This window comes from Ferrovibrio sp. GW821-FHT12F09 (assembly GCF_058806775.1).
In genome coordinates this window covers 1,505,949-1,524,676 of sequence record NZ_JBXAPZ010000001.1, presented here as the reverse complement: position 1 = coordinate 1,524,676, position 18,728 = coordinate 1,505,949, and the positions used below count along the sequence as shown (strand labels likewise).

17 protein-coding genes are annotated in these 18,728 nt (G+C 61.2%); 1 reads left to right on the top strand and 16 read right to left on the bottom strand.

The window, feature by feature from the left end:
• Positions 1-19 precede the first annotated feature (19 nt).
• The 10 genes from AC1ROB_RS07560 to AC1ROB_RS07515 form a co-directional block, all read right to left on the bottom strand.
• The gene (locus tag AC1ROB_RS07560; RefSeq protein WP_492972209.1) at positions 20-751 is read right to left on the bottom strand and encodes a heme ABC transporter permease; all 732 of its coding nucleotides are present in this window, start codon (positions 749-751) and stop codon (positions 20-22) included.
• 26 nt (positions 752-777) lie between these two features.
• The gene (gene ccmB, locus AC1ROB_RS07555) at positions 778-1,443 is read right to left on the bottom strand and encodes a heme exporter protein CcmB (RefSeq protein ID WP_492971810.1); all 666 of its coding nucleotides are present in this window, start codon (positions 1,441-1,443) and stop codon (positions 778-780) included.
• The gene (gene ccmA, locus AC1ROB_RS07550) at positions 1,440-2,072 is read right to left on the bottom strand and encodes a heme ABC exporter ATP-binding protein CcmA (RefSeq protein ID WP_492971811.1); all 633 of its coding nucleotides are present in this window, start codon (positions 2,070-2,072) and stop codon (positions 1,440-1,442) included. The genes ccmB and ccmA overlap by 4 nt, the downstream gene beginning before the upstream one ends.
• Positions 2,073-2,101: 29 nt before the next feature.
• Positions 2,102-3,406, bottom strand: coding sequence for a phenylacetate--CoA ligase family protein (locus AC1ROB_RS07545; RefSeq protein ID WP_492971812.1), 1,305 nt, complete (start codon positions 3,404-3,406; stop codon positions 2,102-2,104).
• Between the two features lie 24 nt (positions 3,407-3,430).
• Complete coding sequence (locus AC1ROB_RS07540; RefSeq protein WP_492971813.1) at positions 3,431-4,252, bottom strand: ABC transporter ATP-binding protein; 822 nt, start codon at positions 4,250-4,252, stop codon at positions 3,431-3,433.
• Positions 4,253-4,322: 70 nt separating this feature from the next.
• The gene (locus AC1ROB_RS07535) at positions 4,323-5,630 is read right to left on the bottom strand and encodes an ABC transporter substrate-binding protein (RefSeq protein WP_492971814.1); all 1,308 of its coding nucleotides are present in this window, start codon (positions 5,628-5,630) and stop codon (positions 4,323-4,325) included.
• Between the two features lie 95 nt (positions 5,631-5,725).
• Positions 5,726-6,790 (bottom strand): branched-chain amino acid ABC transporter permease, encoded by a 1,065-nt coding sequence (locus AC1ROB_RS07530; RefSeq protein WP_492971815.1) that lies wholly within the window; start codon positions 6,788-6,790, stop codon positions 5,726-5,728.
• Positions 6,791-6,805: 15 nt separating this feature from the next.
• Positions 6,806-7,690: a branched-chain amino acid ABC transporter permease gene (locus tag AC1ROB_RS07525; RefSeq protein WP_492971816.1), complete on the bottom strand. Its 885-nt coding sequence runs from the start codon at positions 7,688-7,690 to the stop codon at positions 6,806-6,808.
• A 14-nt stretch (positions 7,691-7,704) separates the two neighbouring features.
• Positions 7,705-8,496, bottom strand: a complete 792-nt coding sequence (locus tag AC1ROB_RS07520) for an ABC transporter ATP-binding protein (RefSeq protein ID WP_492971817.1) — start codon at positions 8,494-8,496, stop codon at positions 7,705-7,707.
• Between the two features lie 5 nt (positions 8,497-8,501).
• Positions 8,502-10,481, bottom strand: a complete 1,980-nt coding sequence (locus AC1ROB_RS07515) for an AMP-binding protein (protein ID WP_492971818.1) — start codon at positions 10,479-10,481, stop codon at positions 8,502-8,504.
• A gap of 628 nt (positions 10,482-11,109) precedes the next feature.
• Between AC1ROB_RS07515 and acnA the strand changes: the two genes are divergently transcribed.
• Entirely contained in the window at positions 11,110-13,779 is a 2,670-nt protein-coding gene (acnA, locus tag AC1ROB_RS07510) for an aconitate hydratase AcnA (RefSeq protein ID WP_492972210.1), read from the top strand.
• A gap of 77 nt (positions 13,780-13,856) precedes the next feature.
• Here the strand turns inward: acnA and AC1ROB_RS07505 are convergent, their stop codons facing one another.
• The 6 genes from AC1ROB_RS07505 to AC1ROB_RS07480 all read right to left on the bottom strand — a co-directional run bounded on the left by AC1ROB_RS07505 (position 13,857) and on the right by AC1ROB_RS07480 (position 18,708).
• Complete coding sequence (locus AC1ROB_RS07505) at positions 13,857-14,291, bottom strand: FKBP-type peptidyl-prolyl cis-trans isomerase (protein WP_492971819.1); 435 nt, start codon at positions 14,289-14,291, stop codon at positions 13,857-13,859.
• Between the two features lie 77 nt (positions 14,292-14,368).
• On the bottom strand, positions 14,369-14,827 hold the full coding sequence (locus AC1ROB_RS07500) for an FKBP-type peptidyl-prolyl cis-trans isomerase (RefSeq protein ID WP_492971820.1): 459 nt from the start codon (positions 14,825-14,827) through the stop codon (positions 14,369-14,371).
• A 95-nt stretch (positions 14,828-14,922) separates the two neighbouring features.
• Positions 14,923-15,768 (bottom strand): UDP-2,3-diacylglucosamine diphosphatase, encoded by an 846-nt coding sequence (locus tag AC1ROB_RS07495; protein ID WP_492971821.1) that lies wholly within the window; start codon positions 15,766-15,768, stop codon positions 14,923-14,925.
• A 196-nt stretch (positions 15,769-15,964) separates the two neighbouring features.
• Positions 15,965-16,270 (bottom strand): HU family DNA-binding protein, encoded by a 306-nt coding sequence (locus AC1ROB_RS07490; RefSeq protein WP_492971822.1) that lies wholly within the window; start codon positions 16,268-16,270, stop codon positions 15,965-15,967.
• 208 nt (positions 16,271-16,478) lie between these two features.
• On the bottom strand, positions 16,479-17,681 hold the full coding sequence (locus tag AC1ROB_RS07485; protein ID WP_492971823.1) for a multidrug effflux MFS transporter: 1,203 nt from the start codon (positions 17,679-17,681) through the stop codon (positions 16,479-16,481).
• Between the two features lie 202 nt (positions 17,682-17,883).
• Positions 17,884-18,708 carry a 5'-nucleotidase, lipoprotein e(P4) family gene (locus tag AC1ROB_RS07480; protein ID WP_492971824.1) on the bottom strand — a complete coding sequence of 275 codons (825 nt, stop codon included), beginning with the start codon at positions 18,706-18,708 and terminating at the stop codon, positions 17,884-17,886.
• Positions 18,709-18,728: the final 20 nt, after the last annotated feature.

Sequence of the window (18,728 nt, the reverse complement as noted above, 5' to 3'; positions counted from 1 at the left end):
CGCTTAACGCCCCCGGCTGCTAGCCGGCGCGGCGATCGGTCGCGGTCGCAAAGCGCAGGATACGCGCCTGACGGCTGAGGATTTCCGCCCTGACCCGCAGGCTGAGCAGCCAGACGTAATAGCCTTTCGCCCCCAACGCGGTCAGCACCAGCGGCCAGAGGATGTCGGGGTGGATTTTCGGCCCTGCCAGGGTAAGCACGCTGGCGGGCTGGTGCAGGGTGTTCCACCAGTCGACGGAAAACTTGATGATCGGCAGGTTTATGGCGCCCACCAGCGCCAGAATGGCGGCGGCGCGGCCGGCCCGCGCGGGGTCGTCGAAGGCTTCCCAGAGGGCGATGTAGCCCAGGTAGAGGAAGAACAGGATCAGCATCGAGGTGAGCCGCGCATCCCAGACCCACCAGGTGCCCCACATCGGCTTGCCCCAGAGCGAGCCGGTGATCAGACAAATAATCGTGAAGGCCGCGCCAACCGGCGCGGAAGCCTTGGCCACCAGTTCGGCGACCGGATGGCGCCAGATCAGCGTGACAGCCGAGGCCACGGCCATGGCGGCATAAATGAACATCGCCATCCAGGCGGCGGGGACATGGATATACATGATCCGCACCGTTTCGCCCTGCTGGTAATCCGGCGGCGAATAGAGCAGGCCCCAGCCCAGGCCACTGGCCAGCCCGGCGACAGCAATCGCTGCCACCCAGGGGCGGATCGCGGCCATCAGGCGCAGGAAGCGGGCGGGATTGGCGAGCGCGTGCAGCATGGGCTGAGTTTATAGGGCGAGGGTCATTCCAAGGCCAGCTTGATCGCGCCGGCGATGGCGAAGGGACTGAGCGCCAGCGCTCCAGCCAGGAAGGCGCCCAGCAGCAGCAGATGCGGCGTGGCCGACAAACCATAAGCGCTGGCCTCCACGGCGCCGACACCGAAGATCAGCACGGGTATCACCAACGGCAGGGTCAGCAGTGGCACCAGCACGGCCCCCCGCCGCGCGCCCAGGGTCAGGGCCGCGCCAATGGCGCCGATCAGGCTGAGGGATGGCGTGCCAAGCAACAGTCCCAGCAACAGGACCGGAATGGCTGCAGGCTCCATCTGCAGAAGCAAGGCCAGCACCGGCGCCATGAGGCTCAATGGCAGTCCGGTGGTGAGCCAATGCGCCAGTGTCTTGGCCAGGACCATCAGGCCGAGCGGCAATGGCACCTGCGCCAGCAGATCGAGGGTGCCGTCTTCCTGATCGGTCTGGAACAGGCGATCGAGCGACAGCATAGCCGCCAGCAGCGCCGCCACCCAGATCACGCCAGCTGCGATCCGCGCCAGAATCTGCGGTTCCGGACCGACACCGAGCGGAAACAGGCTCACGGCCAGGACGAAGAACAGCAGGGTGGTCAGCATCGCGCCCTGAGCACCGAAACCCAGTCGCAGGTCGCGCATCACGATGGCGAGGAAGGCGGTCATGCCAGGATGCCTTCCGGCAGATCGAGCTGCCTGGCATCGGGCAGTGGCACGGCAACATGACTGGCCAGCAGCACCAGACCGCCACGCTCGCGGTGCGCCGCCAGCACAGCGCCAAGCCAGCCGACGGCCTTGCTGTCGAGTGCATTGGTCGGCTCGTCGAGCAACCACAGAGGCGCCGGCGTGAGCAGCAGGCGCGCCAGCGCCAGGCGGCGCTTCTGTCCTGCCGAAAGATAGCGGCCCGGCAGGCGACGCTGACGTCCCAGATCCGCAACCTCCAGAGCCTTATCGGCCTGCTCCACCGCCGCCTCGCCCCGCACGCCCTGCAGACGTGCGAAGAAGACAAGGTTCTCCAAGACCGTCAGCTGCGGTTTCACCGCATCCTGGTGGCCGAGATAAAACAGGCGCGCACGATGGGCCTCTCCATCCTCGGCAACGGACCGGCCATCCCACAGGATGCTGCCGGCGGCGGGCTCAAGGAAGCCGGAGAGCAGTCGGAGCAGACTCGATTTGCCGCTGCCATTCGGGCCATGCAACAGCAGCGCCTCGCCAGCCGCGAGGCGGAAATTCAGATTCTGAAAAAGCTGACGCTCGCCGCGGATGCAGGCGAGCCCTTCGACCGCCAACGCCATGATGGGCGGAGTTTAGCCGTTTCCCGCGCTTACTGGTAGGTACGCAGATCGGCAATCACCTTGCCGTCGTTGGGCAGACTACCAATGGCAACCACTTCAACCTGGCCTCGCAGCTTGCAGATCGTCTGCAGCGTCTCTGCGACAGCACCCGCCAGGACCTCCTTGCCGCCGGGGACCTCCACCTTCAGCACCATGACATCCTGGTTATTCTGCGAACTGACTTCCAGCCGCAGCCTGGCGATGCCGGGATGCCGCACCATCACCTGGGCGATCTGCCCCGGCGTGACGAACATGCCCTTCACCTTGGTGGTCTGGTCGGCACGACCCATCCATCCCTTGATCCGCGTATTGGTACGGCCACACGGGCTGATGCCCGGCAGGACGGCAGAAAGGTCGCCAGTGGCAAAACGGATCAGCGGATAAACCATATTCCCCAGGACCGTGACCACCACCTCGCCTACCTCACCCGGTGCCACCGGATCACCGGTGCCGGGACGCACGATCTCGACGATCACATCCTCGTCCAGGATCATGCCTTCCATAGCGAACGACTCATAAGCAACAAGGCCAAGTTCAGCCGTGCCATAGGATTGCAGGACATCGACACCAAGCGCCTTCAGTTCAGCGCGCAGGCTCGGCGGCAGGGCTTCGCCACCGACCAGACCTTTTTTCAAAGCGGTCGCCGGTTTGCCAAGCTCCCGGCTTTTTTCCAGCAGGATTTTCAGGAAAGACGGTGTGCCGGTATAGACGCGCGGCTGAAGCTGCGCGATGGCATCGAGTTGCAGTTCGGTATTGCCCACGCCGGCCGGGAAGACCGGACAGCCCATGGATGCCGCCGAACTTTCGGTCAGCCGGCCGGCCGGCGTCAGGTGATAGGAAAAGGTATTGTGCACCAGGTTGCCAGGGCGGCAGCCTGCGGCCCAGAGCGCGCGCGCAAAGCGGAACGGGTCCTTCACCTTGGCCGTCGGATGCGGATAAGCCTCGTAGAGCGGCCCCGGCGACTGGAAGTAATTGGCGATCTCGCCCGGTTTACCCGCCTCAAGGCCCCCCAGTGGCGGCCTGGACTTCTGGCGCGGCGCCAGATCGGATTTGCGGGTGACGGGCAGCTTGGCCAGCGCCTCAAGCGACGTCAGCTTGGCCGGCTTCGCGTCTTTCAGAATCTCACGGTAGTAGAGGCTGTTCTTTTTGGCATGGGCCACCAGAACCTGCAGAGCCGCCAGTTGTGCCTTCAGGCGCGCGGCCGGCTTACGGGTCTCGCGCTTGTCGAAATACTCGTCGGCCCGGACCCTGGGTCTCGCGGCCTTTTTGACAGCCTTCTTCGCTATACGCGCCACACATGTCTCCTGCGTGTATGAGGATCAGGCCAGCCAGCGCTTGCGGCGGCGATAATGCTTGGTATCGCGGAAGCTCATGCGGCCACCGACGCCTAGACCAAGATAGAATTCCTTCACATCGGAATTTTCGCGCAGTTTCTCGGCCGGGCCATCCATGACGATGCGGCCATTTTCCAGAATATAGCCGTAATCGGCATAGCGCAGAGCCATATTGGTGTTCTGCTCGGCCACCAGGAAGCTGACACCGGTTTCCTTATTCAGCTTGTGGACGATCTCGAAAATCTCTTCCACCAACTGCGGCGCCAGACCCATCGAGGGTTCATCGAGCAGGATGGTATCGGGCTTGCTCATCAGCGCGCGGCCGATGGCCGTCATCTGCTGTTCGCCGCCGGAGGTGTAACCGGCAACCGACTTGCGGCGCACCTTCAGGCGCGGGAAATACGAATAGACCATCTCCAGGTCACGATCGATCGCCTTGGTGCCGTCGCCACGGGTATAGGCGCCAGTCAGCAGGTTTTCCTCAATGGTCAGGTGGGCAAAGCAATGGCGACCCTCCATCACCTGGATCAGGCCCTTCTTGACGAGCGTGGACGGATTGAGCTGGTCGATCCGCTCGCCGTGATAATCGATCTGGCCCTTGGTGATATCGCCGCGCTCGGCGCGCAACAGATTGGAAATCGCTTTCAGTGTGGTGGTCTTGCCGGCGCCATTGGCACCCAGCAAGGCAACAATGCCGCCCTTGGGCAGCTGCAGCGACACGCCCTTCAGTACCAGAATAACGTGATTGTAAATGACTTCTATGTTGCTGACGGTCAGCAACGGCGCAGCAGGGATCTGAACGGTCATCTGGCTGTCTCTTGCGAAAGGGATGAAGTAATCCCCGCCGGCAAAGCCGGCGGGGATCAGCGTCAGACGATCAGGACTTAGCGCAGGAGCGCGACGGGATGTTCTTCTCGCGCTGATACTGTTCGGCACCAGCGAGATAAAGCGGCATCAGCTTCTGGTTCTCAGGCGCGAGCCAGTCACTGACGGTCTTCCATTTGTCGCCCTCCCACTGGACGATCAGCATCTTGCCGTCACCCTGGTGATTGTCGCAGGAGATCTTGATCGGCTGGATCAGGCCTTTCAGGCCCAGTTTCGCCAGTTTGTCATCGGTGAGGTTGATATTCTCAAAACCCCAACGCGACTGTTCGCCATCCATCACCTTGTTGCCATACTGCGCCTGCGCTGCACGCAGGGCCTCAGTGGTGAACATGGCATTCAGAATGCCGCGCACATAGCCGATCTCGCCCAGATGCTTGCCGCCCTGGCTGGCAAGGCCTTTGTCAACCAGACGGGTCTTGATCTGCTTGAGCACTTCCAGATCGCGATCCGCACTGTGGAAGGTCAAGCCGCGGAAGCCCTTGGCTGCCGGACCGGCCGCCTGCACGTCACTGTCCTGCGAGGTGTACCAGCCGCCGAGAATCTTCTCACGCGGGAAGTTCACTGCCGCCGCTTCCTTCAGCGACACGGCATTCATCGCACCCCAGCCGGTCAGGAACACGAAATCCGGACGCATCTGGCGAACCTGCAGCCAGATCGACTTCTGCTCCAGACCTGGCGCCGGTACCGGCACCAGTTCAAGCTGGAAGCCCAGCTCCTGGGCATAATTCTGCAGAACCGGGTTCGGCTCCTTGCCATAGGGAATGTCGATAAAGACATGGGCAATCTTCTTGCCCTTCAGCTTGTCCTTGCCGCCGGCTTCCTTGGCGAAGAACTGAATGGCAGCCGACGCACCCGACCAGTAGGTGACCGGGGCGTTGAATACCCAGGGGAAGATATTGCCGACCATGGCCGAGGCGCGACCGTATGCCATCGAGAAGATCACCGACTTGTCGGTCGGTGCGCGGTCGATCAGGGCGTAGGTGATGCCGGTCGAATACGGGCTGAAAATGGTGCCACCCTGCGCCTTGAGACGCTCGTAGCATTCGACGCCGCGCTCGGTGTTGTACTGGGTCTCACATTCCTCGACCTTCAACTTGACGCCGTTGAGGCCACCATCACGGTTGTTCAGCAACGCGATGTAATCAGCGAAGCCGTCTGCCGTCGGCGTGCCGCTCGGCGCGAAGGGGCCGGTCCGGTACACCATCGAAGGGATCAATTGCTCCTGCGCCGAAGCCGCATAGCTGGCCCCGAGCAGAGTTGCGCCCGCCAGAATGGCGAGGCCCCAATGTTTCGCACGCATCGTTATTCCTCCCGTTTGTCCCATCCCATTCCGGGTGGGTTGGTTGAAGCCTAACACGCAGTAACGACCCGACAAAGCCGGGTTTTGACGCACACTCAATACGGAAACGGCCAAGCCCGCAGTTTTTCCTTGGCGATCTGCCACAGCCTGGCCAGGCCATGCGGCTCGACGATCAGGAAGAACACGATCATGGCGCCGAAGACCATGAACTCGGTATGCGCAATGGCCGCCGTCGACATGTCCAGGCCAATCAGCGGCAGGCCGCGCGTCAGGAAGATCGGCACCAGAAGAATGAAGAAAGCCCCAAGGAAACTGCCCAAGATAGACCCCAGGCCACCGATGATGATCATGAACAGCGCCTGGAAAGACAGATTGATATTGAAACCGTCCGGCTCGGCAGAACCGAGATAGACGAACAGGTACAGCGCCCCGGCAATGCCAATATAGAAGGACGACACGGCGAAGGCCGTGAGCTTGGCGACAATCGGACGAATGCCGATGATCTCGGCGGCGATATCCATGTCGCGGATCGCCATCCATTGTCGTCCCGGGTTGCTGCGCACCAGATTCTTGGCGCCCAGGGCCAGTATCGACACAATGCTGAGGGCCAGCAGGTATTTCTCCACCGGCTTGTCGATCACCCAGCCGAACAGGGTCAGGGCTGGCACGGTGATGACGCCGGAGGCATTGTTATTGGTGAACCAGCCAATCTTCACGAACAGCCAGGGCAGGAAGAACTGCGCGGCGAGCGTCGCCACAGCCAGATAAAAGCCTTTGATGCGCAGGCTCGGCAGGCCGAAAATCACGCCAACCAAAGCTGCGATCAGCCCTGCGATCACGAAAACCACCAGCAGGTTCAACTCGGGAACCCGGAAGGCAAGATTCCAGGCCGCCACGGCGCCAACCCCCATGAAGGCGCCGGTGCCCAGCGACACCTGGCCGCAATAGCCGGTGAGAATATTGAGGCCGAGTGCTGCCAGCGCCATGCACAGGAAGGGAATGATCAGCGCCGTATAGAGATAATCGGTGGCGACCAGCGGCACACCCACAAAAGCCGCCAGCAGCAGCAGAGCGAAGAAGACGCGATCCTGCGGAATGGTGAAGATCGCCTGATCGGCGGGGTAGCTGGTCTTGAACTGACCGGACTCGCGATACAGCATCTGCTTCCGCCCTTCCTACACGCGCTCGATGATTTTTTCGCCGAACAGGCCCTGCGGACGGATCAGCAGGAAACCCAGCGCGACTACATAGGCAAACCAGTTTTCGATACCGCCGCCGAAGAACGGTCCGATATAGACCTCGGCAAGCTTCTCACCTGCACCGACAATCAGGCCGCCGATAATGGCACCCGGCACCGAGGTGAAGCCGCCCAGGATCAGCACCGGCAGCGCCTTCAGGGCCAGGCCAACGATGGCGGGCTGCATGCCGAGCTTGGAGCCCCACATCACGCCGGCGACCAGGGCGACCATGCCGGCGATGGCCCAGACAATGATCCAGATCACGTTAAGCGGAATCCCGACCGACTGCGCCGCCTGATGATCGTCGGCGACGGCACGCAGGGCGCGACCAATCCGGGTCTTCTGGAACACCACCAGGCTGGCGAGCAGCGTGCCCGCCACCAGTGCGGCCCAGAGATCAAAGGACTGAATGAGGATATCGCCATCCATCAGCAGGATCGGATCAGTGGGAATTCCGATATCCAGCGCCTGCACCCCGGAACCCCAGATCGACTGCCCCAGGCCATCGATAAAGAAGGATACGCCGATGGTGGCCATGAACAGGATGATGCCTTCCTGGTTGACCAGGTGACGTAACACGATGCGTTCGATCGCAATGGCCAGCAGCAGCATTACACCGAGCGTCAGAATGATGGACAGCCAGATCGGCACGCCCTTCTGCAGGAATCCTACAAAGAACAGACCTGCGAACAGCACCATGGCGCCCTGGGCGAAATTGAAGACCCCCGACGCCTTGAAGATCAGCACAAAGCCAAGAGCCACCAGGGAATACATCACCCCTGCCATCAAGCCGCCGATCAGCACTTCCAGGAAAAAAGCCATGACTCTGCCCGCCCCTAATGCTGCACGCCGAGATAGGCGTCGATGACTTCCTTGTTGTTCTTGATCTCTTCGGGCGTGCCATCGCCGATCTTGCGGCCGTAATCCAGCACCACCACGCGATCCGAGATATCCATCACCACGCCCATGTCGTGCTCGATCAGGCAGATCGTAGTGCCGAATTCATCGTTCACGTCCAGAATGAATCGGCACATATCCTGCTTTTCTTCCAGATTCATACCGGCCATCGGCTCATCCAGCAGCAGCAGGGTCGGCTCGGCCGCCAGCGCGCGGCCAAGCTCGACGCGCTTCTGCAGGCCATAAGGCAGGCGCCCCACCGGCACCTTGCGGATCGCCTCGATTTCCAGGAAATCGATGATCTTCTCGCAGAAGGCGCGATGCTCCACCTGCTCGCGCTCGGCCGGACCCTTGTAGAAGGCCGATGCGAGCAGGCCGGACTTCATCTTCAGGATGCGGCCCGTCATGATGTTGTCCAGCGTCGACATGCCCTTGAACAGCGCGATATTCTGGAAGGTGCGGGCGATACCCTGGCTGGCCGCCTCATACGGACGCATCTGCTTGCGCGGCTGGCCCTTAAAGGTGATGAGACCCTGCTGAGGGTGATAAAAACCGTTGATGCAGTTCAGCATCGACGACTTGCCGGCACCGTTGGGGCCGATGATGGCCAGAACTTCGCGCTCGCGAATCTCGAAGCTGATATTGGTCAGCGCCTTAACACCACCGAAACTGAGAGAAATATTCTCCACCTTCAACATGATATCGCCGATGGTTTTTCCTGCTGCGGTCATGCCGGTCAACCTGCCTTCCGCATCGTGCTGTGGGTCTGCACGTCTTCGATTTTCAGCTTGGCCTTGAAGCTGCCGGTGCGGCCATCCTCGAAGGTGATTTTCGCATCCACCGCAACATCGGGCTGGTCGGAATACAACGCCTCGATCAACGCGCCGTACCGTTCAGTGATGGTGCGCCGCCGCACCTTCCGGGTGCGCGTCAGCTCGCCATCATCGGCATCCAGCTCCTTGTGGAGGATCAGGAAGCGATGCACCTGGCTGTCGGTCATCGAACTGTCGGAGGCCAGGTCGCGATTGACCTGTTCGATACAGCCCTTCACCAGCGCGTAGACCTCCGGCCGGCCGGCCAGATCGGTATATGAAGTATACGGAATAGCCTTACGTTCGGCCCAGGAACCGACCGCCGCCAGATCGATGTTGATGAAGGCGGTGGCATGGTCGCGCTGGTTGCCGAACACCACCGCCTCCTTGATGGCGGGGAAGAATTTCAGCTTGTTCTCGATGAATTTTGGCGCGAACAGTGCGCCGCCGTTGAACCGGCCGACATCCTTGGCGCGATCGATGATGCGCAGATGACCGTTGTCGGTGAATACCCCGGCATCGCCGGTATGGACCCAGCCATCCGCGGTCTTGGTTTCTGCCGTCGCGTCCGGATTCTTGTAATAGCCGACAAAAACACCGGGGCTGCGATACATCACCTCACCGGTCTTGTCGTCGATATACAGCTCAATGCCCGGACCCGGCGGACCGACCGTGTCGGCCTTCACATCGGTATCGGTATGCAGGCAAAGGTAAACCGTGCTTTCGGTCTGGCCGTAGAGCTGCTTGAGATTGATGCCAAGCGCGCGGAAAAAATCGAAGATATCCGGCCCTATCGCCTCGCCGGCCGTGTAGGCCAGCCGCAGACGGCTCAACCCCAGTACATTCTTGAGCGGGCCATAGACCAGCAGATCGCCAAGCCCGTAAAGAAGCCGGTCGACAAGGCCCACCGGCCTTTTCTCCAGGATGCTGCGGCCGACCCGTTTGGCGACGGCAATAAAATACCTGAACATCGCCCGCTTGATGGCGCCCGCATCCTCCATGCGGATCATCACGGTGGCCAGCAAACCCTCGAAGATGCGCGGCGGAGCGAAGAAATAGGTCGGTCCGATCTCGCGCAGGTCGGTCAACACCGTCTCGCCCGATTCCGGACAGTTGACGCAGAATCCGGCGATGAACGCCTCGGCATAGGAAATGAAATTGTCGCCAACCCAGGCCAGCGGCAGGTAGGCCAGAATTTCATCCGCTTCGTTGATCTTATCGAATCCGATCGCCAGGTTGGCCGAACGCACGATATTGTCGTGGCTCAGCATCACGCCCTTGGGCCGTCCGGTCGTGCCCGAGGTGTAGCAGATCAGCGACAGGTCCTCACCTTTGCCCTGTTCGATTTCAGCATGCAGGAAGCCCGGATTCTGCTGGCTATAGGCCCGACCGGACGCAATCACCTTCTCCAGATCATGCAGGAAGGGCTGGTGGTAATGCCGCAGGCCGCGCGGATCGGAAAACAGGATCAGTTCCAGGCGGGGCAGCCGCTCGCGGACAGACAACAGCTTGTCGACCTGCTCCTGGTTTTCGGCCAAGGCAAAACGAACTTCGGCATGCTCGACGACGTATTGCACCTCTTCGGCAACACTGTCCTGGTAAATCGGAACCGGCACGCCACCGAGCGCCTGGATCGCCGCCAGCGTCCAGTACAGCTGCGGGCGGTTATCGCCAATGATCGCCATCTTGTCGCCACGGCGAAAGCCCAAAGCCTTCAGACCGCCGGCAATGGCCTCCACCTGGACAGCCACCTGACCCCAGGTCCAGCTTTGCCAGATACCCAGGTCCTTTTCGCGCATGGCCGGGCGATCGCGGCGATGCTGCGCGTTGTAGGCGAGGAATTTCGGGACAGTGTCACGGCCCAACGGGTCGCGCCCGTCGGGGATTACCGACGTCTCGGACATGTTCGCCTCCTCATACGCGGCGCAGCCGTAGCCATCACCGTCATTATTCTTCGTTGATAAGGGCACGGACCTTTGCCCGTCAAGGGGTCATGCAGGTTGCCCCCGTGCCACGCCGCCACCCCCTCGGCATTGCCTAAATTTCGACCCCCGTTGAACTTTCTTCCAGCCGAAAGAGCTTGGCAAAGCCATGGTTTTACGGCACCTATTTGCCCATCCAGGGTGGGACCAGCCCGCCCAGACCAGCCTTTCATTTTTGACGTTTCCGCTACGAAAGGATTGCCCCGTGAAAGCCGCGAAGAAGACCAAGCGCAAAGCCGCGAAGGCGAAAGCCCCGGCGAAAGCCAAGGGCAGCAAAAAGGCCGTAAAGGCCAAGAAGGTCGCCAAGTCCGTCAAGAAGCCGGCCAAAAAGGCAATCAAGAAGGCCGTTAAGGCCGCGAAAAAGGCGGTGAAGGTCAAGAAAGCGGTGAAGGCGGCCAAGAAGGCTGTTGTTCGCAAGGCTGTTAAGAAAGCCACCAGGAAGCAGGCGCTGCGCAGCGCACCCAAGAAGGTCGTCGCCAGGAAGGCTCCGGTCGCCAAGAAGTCCATCGGCGCCGCCCGTTCCGTGCCGATCGTGGTCGGCCATGACACCATGAAGACGCGCCGCACCCTGAAGGTCGGCAACAAGAGTTACGCCTATTACAGCATCAAGGCCGCTGAAAAGGCCGGCCTGGGCGATCTGACCCGGCTGCCCTATTCGCTGAAGGTGCTGCTGGAAAACCTGCTGCGCTATGAAGACGGCCGCAGCGTCACTGTGGACGACCTCAAGGCCGTGGCCCAGTGGCTGAAGGACAAGCGTTCAGACCGTGAGATCGCTTATCGCCCGGCCCGCGTGCTGATGCAGGACTTCACCGGCGTGCCGGCGGTGGTCGACCTGGCCGCCATGCGCGATGCCATGACCCATCTGGGCGGCGATACCAAGAAGATTAACCCGCTGTCGCCAGTTGATCTGGTGATCGATCACTCGGTGATGGTGGACCACTCCGCGGCCAAGAGCGCGTTCCAGAAGAACGTGGACCTGGAATACGAGCGTAACGGCGAACGCTACGCCTTCCTGCGTTGGGGCCAGACCGCCTTTGACAACTTCCGCGTCGTGCCGCCGGGCACCGGCATCTGCCATCAGGTGAATGTCGAATACCTGGCGCAGACGGTGTGGACCGGCCTGGACGGCAAGAACGAGGTTGCCTACCCGGATACTCTGGTCGGCACCGACAGCCACACCACCATGGTGAACGGCCTGGCTGTGCTGGGCTGGGGCGTGGGCGGCATCGAAGCCGAAGCCGCCATGCTGGGCCAGCCGATCTCCATGCTGCTGCCGGAAGTCGTCGGCTTCCGCCTCTCGGGCAAGCCGAAGGAAGGCACCACGGCCACCGACCTGGTGCTGACCGTGACGCAGATGCTGCGCAAGAAGGGTGTCGTCAACAAGTTCGTCGAATTCTACGGCCCCGGCCTGGACGAGCTGTCGCTGGCCGACCGCTGCACCATCGCCAACATGGCGCCGGAATACGGCGCCACCTGCGGCTTCTTCCCGGTCGACGAAGAGACCATTGCCTATCTGAAGGCCAGTGGCCGCGACACCGATCGCGTCAAGCTGGTGGAAGCCTATGCCAAGGCCCAGGGTCTGTGGCGTACCTCCAAGTCGCCGGATCCGGTCTTCACCGATACGCTGGAGCTGGATCTCTCCACGGTCGAGCCCTCGCTGGCCGGCCCGACCCGTCCCGAAGGCCGCGTGCCGCTGAGCCGGGCCGCGGTCGAGTTCAAGGACGCCATGGGGAATTTCTACGGCAAAAAGACCGCCGTCGACTTCCGCGCCAAGGTTGAAGGTTCAAACTTCGACCTCGGCCATGGTGACGTGGTGATCGCCGCCATCACCTCTTGCACCAACACCTCGAACCCGAGCGTGCTGCTGGGTGCCGGCCTGCTGGCGCGCAATGCCCTCAAAAAGGGCCTGACCACCAAGCCGTGGGTCAAGACCTCGCTGGCACCGGGCAGCCAGGTGGTTACTGACTATCTGGCCAAGTCGGGTCTGCAGAAGGACCTTGATACCCTGGGCTTCCAGGTTATCGGCTATGGCTGCACCACCTGCATCGGCAACTCCGGTCCGCTGCCAGACAACATCTCGAAGGCCATCACCGATAACGACTTCGTCGTCGGCGCCGTGCTGTCGGGCAACCGCAACTTCGAAGGCCGCGTCCACCCGCTGACCAAGGCGAACTACCTCGCCTCGCCCATGCTGGTGGTGGCCTATGCGCTGGCCGGCAACCTCAATATGGACGTCGCCAACGAGCCGCTCGGCTATGACAAGAAGAACAAGCCGGTCTACCTGAAGGACATCTGGCCCTCGAACAAGGAAATCGCCGCCAACGTGCGCAAGTACGTGACCCCGGCGATGTTCAAGAAGCGCTATGCCGACGTGTTCAAGGGCGATCCGAACTGGCGCAAGATCAAGGTCGAGGGTGGCCAGACCTACGGCTGGGACAACAAGTCCACCTATGTGCAGCATCCCCCGTATTTCGAGGGTATGAGCGCGACGCCGTCGGCGATCACCGACGTCAAGGGTGCACGCCTGCTGGCGATCCTGGGCGACAAGATCACCACCGACCACATCTCGCCCGCCGGTTCGATCAAGAAGGATGGTCCGGCCGGCAAGTACCTGACCGACCATGCCGTGCCTTATGCCGACTTCAACTCCTACGGTGCCCGTCGCGGCAACCACGAGATCATGATGCGCGGTACCTTTGCCAATATCCGTCTCAAGAACGAGATGGTGCCCGGCACCGAAGGCGGCATCACCAAGCACATGCCGGCCGGCGAGGTCATGTCGATCTACGACGCCGCCATGAAGTACAAGGCCAGCGCCACGCCGCTGGTGATCGTGGCCGGTAAGGAATACGGCAACGGCTCGTCACGCGACTGGGCGGCCAAGGGCACCATCCTGCTGGGGGTGAAGGCCGTGATCGCCGAAAGCTACGAACGTATCCATCGCTCGAACCTGGTGGGCATGGGCGTGCTGCCGCTGCAGTTCCTCAACAACACCACGCGCTTCGATCTCAAGCTCGACGGTTCGGAGAAGTTCGACATCTCCGGCATCGCCGTGGGCCTGAAGCCGCGCATGAAGACGCCGGTGACCATCACCCGCGCCGACGGCTCGACCCAGACCATCGAGGTGCTCTGCCGCATCGATACCCTGGACGAGATCGACTACTACAAGAACGGCGGCATCCTGCATTACGTGCTGCGCAACCTGGCCAAGGCTGCTTAAGCGCAATACTGCAAACTGCAGATACGAAAACGGCCGGGGAAACCCGGCCGTTTTTTATTGTCCTGTTCCCGACAAGATCATTTCAGGTCGATCAGCTCGACATCGAAGATCAGCGTGGCATTGGGCGGGATCACGCCGCCGCCGGCGCCCTGGGCACCATAGGCGAGGCCCGGCGGAATGATGAGCGTGCGTTGGCCGCCGGTCTTCATGCCGACGACGCCTTCGTCCCAGCCCTTGATCACGCGACCGCCACCGAGCGGGAAGGCAAAGGGCTGGCCGCGCGTGCGCGAGGAATCGAACTGGCGGCCCTTCTCGCCGGCGATGTAGAGCCAACCGGTATAATGCACGGAGGCCGTCTGGCCAGGCCGGGCCGTTTCGCCATTCCCGACTTTGACATCGACATAGCGCAGGCCGCTGGACGTGGTGACTTCCTGCTGGGCCGCAGCCGGCAGGGCGGCCAGCAGACCGGAAACAACAGCAGCGACAGCAAAAACGCGACGAGACAGAGACATTACCGGTAGCTCCTCAGGGATTGTGATGCGGGAAAATTGCCGTCGGAATGCGGCGACAGCGTGGCAGGGCGCCCGCATCAGCGGACGCTGACCAGCTCGATCTCGAAAAACAGCGTGGCGTTCGGCGGGATGATGCGACCGTTGCCGCGAGCGCCATAAGCGAGATAAGGCGGAATGATCAGGGCGCGTTTGCCGCCGATCTTCATATAGGTAACGCCCTCATCCCAACCCTTGATCACCTTGCCCTGGCCGAGGGCGAATTCGAACGGCTGGCCGCGCTTGTAGGAACTGTCGAACATCCGGGTCGGCTTGTTATTTTCCCATATCCACCCGGCATAGTGCACGGACACCATCTTGCCCGGTTCGGCCTTGGTGCCGGTTCCGACCACGACATCGCCGATGCGCATTCCAGACGCAGTCTGGCGCAGGTTTACGGCCTCTTGCTTACCGCCAAGGCCGATCGCCCCCAGCAATGATGAAAGCACTCCCATATCTTGATGATACCAAGCAAATTTACCGCTGCCCAGAGTTGTCACAGCCTGTCGCCCCTAGCGACTCGCGGGAGCCGACGAGTCGACTACAGCGGCTCAATCCACCGTTGCGGGGCAGGTCGCATTCATCGAGTCGTCAATTAATCCGTATCAAGATTAATATTTGCCGTGGCCGATATGGCCAGATCGATGCCCTCGGCCGCCAGGAAGCCGCCCATATGCTCGCGCAGTTCGGCCCAGCGCAGGATTTCCAGCCGGCCATCGGCATGCTCGACCAGGGCTGTACAGCTTTCGACCCAATCGCCATCGTTGCAATAGAGGATGCCGTCGATCTCGCGGATTTCGGCATGGTGGATATGCCCGCAGACCACGCCGTCCACGCGACGGCGCCGCGCCTCTTCGGCAATGGCCTGCTCGTAGTCGGAAATGAACTCCACCGCATTCTTGACCTTGTGCTTCAGATAGGCCGACAGCGACCAGTAAGGCAGGCCCATGCGGCGGCGGATGTGGTTGAACCAGGTGTTGAGATCAAGCGCAAAGCCGTAGGCGGCATCGCCAAGCAGCGCCAGCCATTTGGCGCAGGTCACAATGCCGTCGAAATGATCGCCATGGGTAACCAGAAGCTGCCGCCCGTCCGCCGTCTGGTGAATCGCTTCAATCTGGACAGTAATGCCGCCGAACTGCAGCCCCACCCCCTCGATAAAATCGCGCAGGGCCTCATCATGATTGCCCGGCACATAAATGACCTCGGTGCCTTTGCGCGCCTTGCGCAGCAGCTTCTGCACCACGTCGTTATGGCTCTGATTCCAGTACCAGGAGCGTTTGAGCCGCCAGCCGTCGACGATGTCGCCGACCAGATACAGCGTGTCGGACTCGGTATGTTTAAGGAATTCCAGCAGCAGATCGGCCTTGCAACCGCGCGTGCCCAGATGGATATCAGAAATCCATATGGTGCGGTAACGGGCGGGAAAGAGCGCCATGTTCATCGGTCACCTGCTGGTGAATCGCCATGTTCGGCAATGCGTTGGCGGGGAAGATGAATCCTGCCTCTTATGAAGTCCCGTGAATTTTCAATGACCGATGTGACGGTTTGGCGACACTCCCCGATCGGTCAAAAAAGCCAAAGAAAAAGGGCCTGCCACATGTAGCAGGCCCTGAATCCTCAATCCTGTCAGAACAGGATCAGACGGCTTCCTTGAGCACCTTCGAGGCGCGGAAGGCAACTTTCTTGGAGGCCTTAATCTTGATCGGCTCGCCGGTCTGCGGGTTGCGGCCGATACGGGCGGCGCGCTTGCGGACCTGCAGAATACCGATATCGCCCATGCGGACGCGCTCGCCCTTCTTCAGCGACTTGGTGATGGCGGCGAAGAAGTCCTCGAACAGGGCGAGGGTCAGCTTCTTCTGCAGCTCATGCTTCTCGGCCAGCGTGGAAGCGATCTGCTTCGCGGTGACGGTAACCGTCTTGGTGGCGGCAGCTGCCTTAGCCATGATTTCTCTCCTCAGAGTTGATGCGTCAGATGTTGTTTTTCAACGAATCGGGGGTTGATTCCCGAATCCTGCATAGCACCGCCCTCGGGTTTTGCCCATCGGGGAATGCATAAAAATCCGCTAGACATGCGGTTTTCTGACCACTCGGGCGAATCGGAACCGCCAAACACGCGGGTTTATGGCACCCGGCACCGGCCCGACATGCAATTCAGCCCCGGCTGGCGCGAAATTTTGACGCGACCAGAAAGCTCAAAACCGACAGGATACCGCAACCGACCATGGTCCAGATCATCGGATACTCGCTCGGGTCGTGATCCTGGCCATACCCGACCAGCAGGGCAGCAGCGGCTCCGACAAGCATCTGCAAGGCCCCGGAGAGGCCGGCCGCAGCCCCTGCGGCACGCGGGTTGACCGAGACTGCCCCGGCGGTGCCATTGGGCAGGGTGAGGCCATTGGACACCGCCACGACCATCATCGGCAAGAAGATGCCGGGAAGACTGAGGGCACCCAGCCAACTGGTCAGGGACAGGGCCGCAATGCCAAGCACTCCGGTCAGTGCGCCGGCCGCGAGCATGCGGTTGATACCCACCCGTGCCGCAAAGCGCCCGGTGAAGAAATTGCCGATCACATAACCAACCGAAACCACCACAAACCACAGACCGTAATCCGAGGCCGGATGGCCCATGACGGTCACCACCACGAAGGGAGCACCGGCAATGAAGGCGAAAAACACCCCGGAGGTGAAGCAGGTCTGTAACGCATAACTGCAGAACAGCGGCGAGCGCAGCAGCATGGCATAGCCACGCAAGAGCGAGGCAGCCCCCTCGCCTTCGCCCCGCTGCGCCAGGGTTTCAGGCAAGGTCAGGATCACCCAAACAAAGACGCCCAGGCCAACCAGGCTGCAAAACCCGAAGCTGGTGCGCCAACCCGCCATGGTATCGAGATAGCCGCCAAGCGCCGGAGAGAGCATCGGCGCCAGACTCATCGCCATCGCCACATAGCCAATCATGGCAGCCGACCGATCACGATCATAGAGATCGCGGATGATCGCTCTTGCCAGCACCAGTCCGGCACAGCCGCCAATGGCCTGCAGGGCACGCCCGAGCATCAGAAGGGTAATCGATGGTGCCGCCACGCAGGCCAGGCTGCCGACACAATAGATGCCCAGCCCCCAGAGCAGTACCGGCCGCCGCCCGTACCGGTCGCTGAGTGGTCCATAGACCAACTGGGCAGCGCCCATCCCGACCAGATAGAAGGTGAGCGTCATCTGCACCAGGCCGTAATCAACGGCGAAATACTTCGCCAGGCCAGGCATGGATGGCATGAAAATGTTGAGTGCCATCGGCCCAAGCGCCGACATGGCGACAAGGATGGCAACGGAAGGCTGGCGGCGGGCCGGGGGAGCGGACATCGGGACGCGATACAGGAGCAACGGAATGAGACGCACCATATAACGCCGATCATGGCGCGAACCAAGCCGCGGGTCAGTGCGATATCCGATATAAGTCAGCTCATACAGCCTTGCGCCATCACCTTGCGGCGCAAGTCCGCCCGCAGTCCGCCATTAGAAGACGGGAGGCCGCAAACGAGGCAGCCTCCCGCGATCCAAGCGTTTACTGGCCAGACCAGCTATTCAGAACTTCCCGCTTACCCTTGCGCTGGTCTTCTGGCGACAGCTTGTAGTTATGCCCGAAGGGTGCAGATTCGAATGAGCCATAACTGGGATTGGCGATCATGATCCATTCACGGCCCCAGCGCTCCTTGTTGTCCGTGAATATCTTCAGCCTTTCCGCCTCGCTGCCGCGGAAGCCATCGTGAAAATCCCCGAAATTATCGCCGATATTGAGCAGCACGCGATATTCAGCCGTAACAACCGCTCGCCGCGTGCCTTTGACCGAACCCCACTCGGGTTTCTTCCGCGCGGACAGGAAAGTGTCGACATTGCCACCCATGGGGAAGCCATATTTTTCCATGACCTTGCGGGTTGCCGGCTCTTCCTCGAAGGTGCGGTTGCTGATGTAGAAGACCTTCACGCCTTTGGAGTCAGCGTATTTCGCGAAATCGACAGCGCCATCAATCGGCGTCGAAGTCTGCGAATTCACGAAGGTCGTCCAGGTTTTCGGATCGAACGTCTTGTCGTTCAGCACCATCCAGGCCTGATAACCGGAATTGTCGAGGAGCGTCTCGTCGATGTCGAGGATGACCGCCGGCGGCAATGCCTGGAAATTGCCGGTCTGCTCGGCCGGGGCTGCCGTCCAGGATTTATCGGCCAGGGCCTGGTCCAGTCGAATTCTGGCCAAGGTGAAAGCCGTCAGCGCGTTGGCTTTATATTCAACAGACCGCTGCATCCACAACGTGGCATTCAGGTTGTCATGCGGCGCCGGACCATCGGTCGCGAAAGCAGACGTCGCAGCAAGCACCAAAGCCGCTGCCGCCATCAGGGATCGTATGTGATGTG

What these genes read in the sequence shown, in the direction of transcription:
- AC1ROB_RS07480 (WP_492971824.1), bottom strand. Translation starts at nt 18,708, where the DNA reads ATGGCGGCAGCGGCTTTGGTGCTTGCTGCGACGTCTGCTTTCGCGACC.
- AC1ROB_RS07505 (WP_492971819.1), bottom strand. Translation starts at nt 14,291, where the DNA reads ATGTCTCTGTCTCGTCGCGTTTTTGCTGTCGCTGCTGTTGTTTCCGGT.
- AC1ROB_RS07520 (WP_492971817.1), bottom strand. Translation starts at nt 8,496, where the DNA reads ATGACCGCAGCAGGAAAAACCATCGGCGATATCATGTTGAAGGTGGAG.
- acnA (WP_492972210.1), top strand. Translation starts at nt 11,110, where the DNA reads ATGAAGACGCGCCGCACCCTGAAGGTCGGCAACAAGAGTTACGCCTAT.
- AC1ROB_RS07525 (WP_492971816.1), bottom strand. Translation starts at nt 7,690, where the DNA reads ATGGCTTTTTTCCTGGAAGTGCTGATCGGCGGCTTGATGGCAGGGGTG.
- AC1ROB_RS07495 (WP_492971821.1), bottom strand. Translation starts at nt 15,768, where the DNA reads ATGAACATGGCGCTCTTTCCCGCCCGTTACCGCACCATATGGATTTCT.
- ccmB (WP_492971810.1), bottom strand. Translation starts at nt 1,443, where the DNA reads ATGACCGCCTTCCTCGCCATCGTGATGCGCGACCTGCGACTGGGTTTC.
- ccmA (WP_492971811.1), bottom strand. Translation starts at nt 2,072, where the DNA reads ATGGCGTTGGCGGTCGAAGGGCTCGCCTGCATCCGCGGCGAGCGTCAG.
- AC1ROB_RS07530 (WP_492971815.1), bottom strand. Translation starts at nt 6,790, where the DNA reads ATGCTGTATCGCGAGTCCGGTCAGTTCAAGACCAGCTACCCCGCCGAT.
- AC1ROB_RS07490 (WP_492971822.1), bottom strand. Translation starts at nt 16,270, where the DNA reads ATGGCTAAGGCAGCTGCCGCCACCAAGACGGTTACCGTCACCGCGAAG.
- AC1ROB_RS07540 (WP_492971813.1), bottom strand. Translation starts at nt 4,252, where the DNA reads ATGACCGTTCAGATCCCTGCTGCGCCGTTGCTGACCGTCAGCAACATA.
- AC1ROB_RS07515 (WP_492971818.1), bottom strand. Translation starts at nt 10,481, where the DNA reads ATGTCCGAGACGTCGGTAATCCCCGACGGGCGCGACCCGTTGGGCCGT.
- AC1ROB_RS07535 (WP_492971814.1), bottom strand. Translation starts at nt 5,630, where the DNA reads ATGCGTGCGAAACATTGGGGCCTCGCCATTCTGGCGGGCGCAACTCTG.
- AC1ROB_RS07485 (WP_492971823.1), bottom strand. Translation starts at nt 17,681, where the DNA reads ATGTCCGCTCCCCCGGCCCGCCGCCAGCCTTCCGTTGCCATCCTTGTC.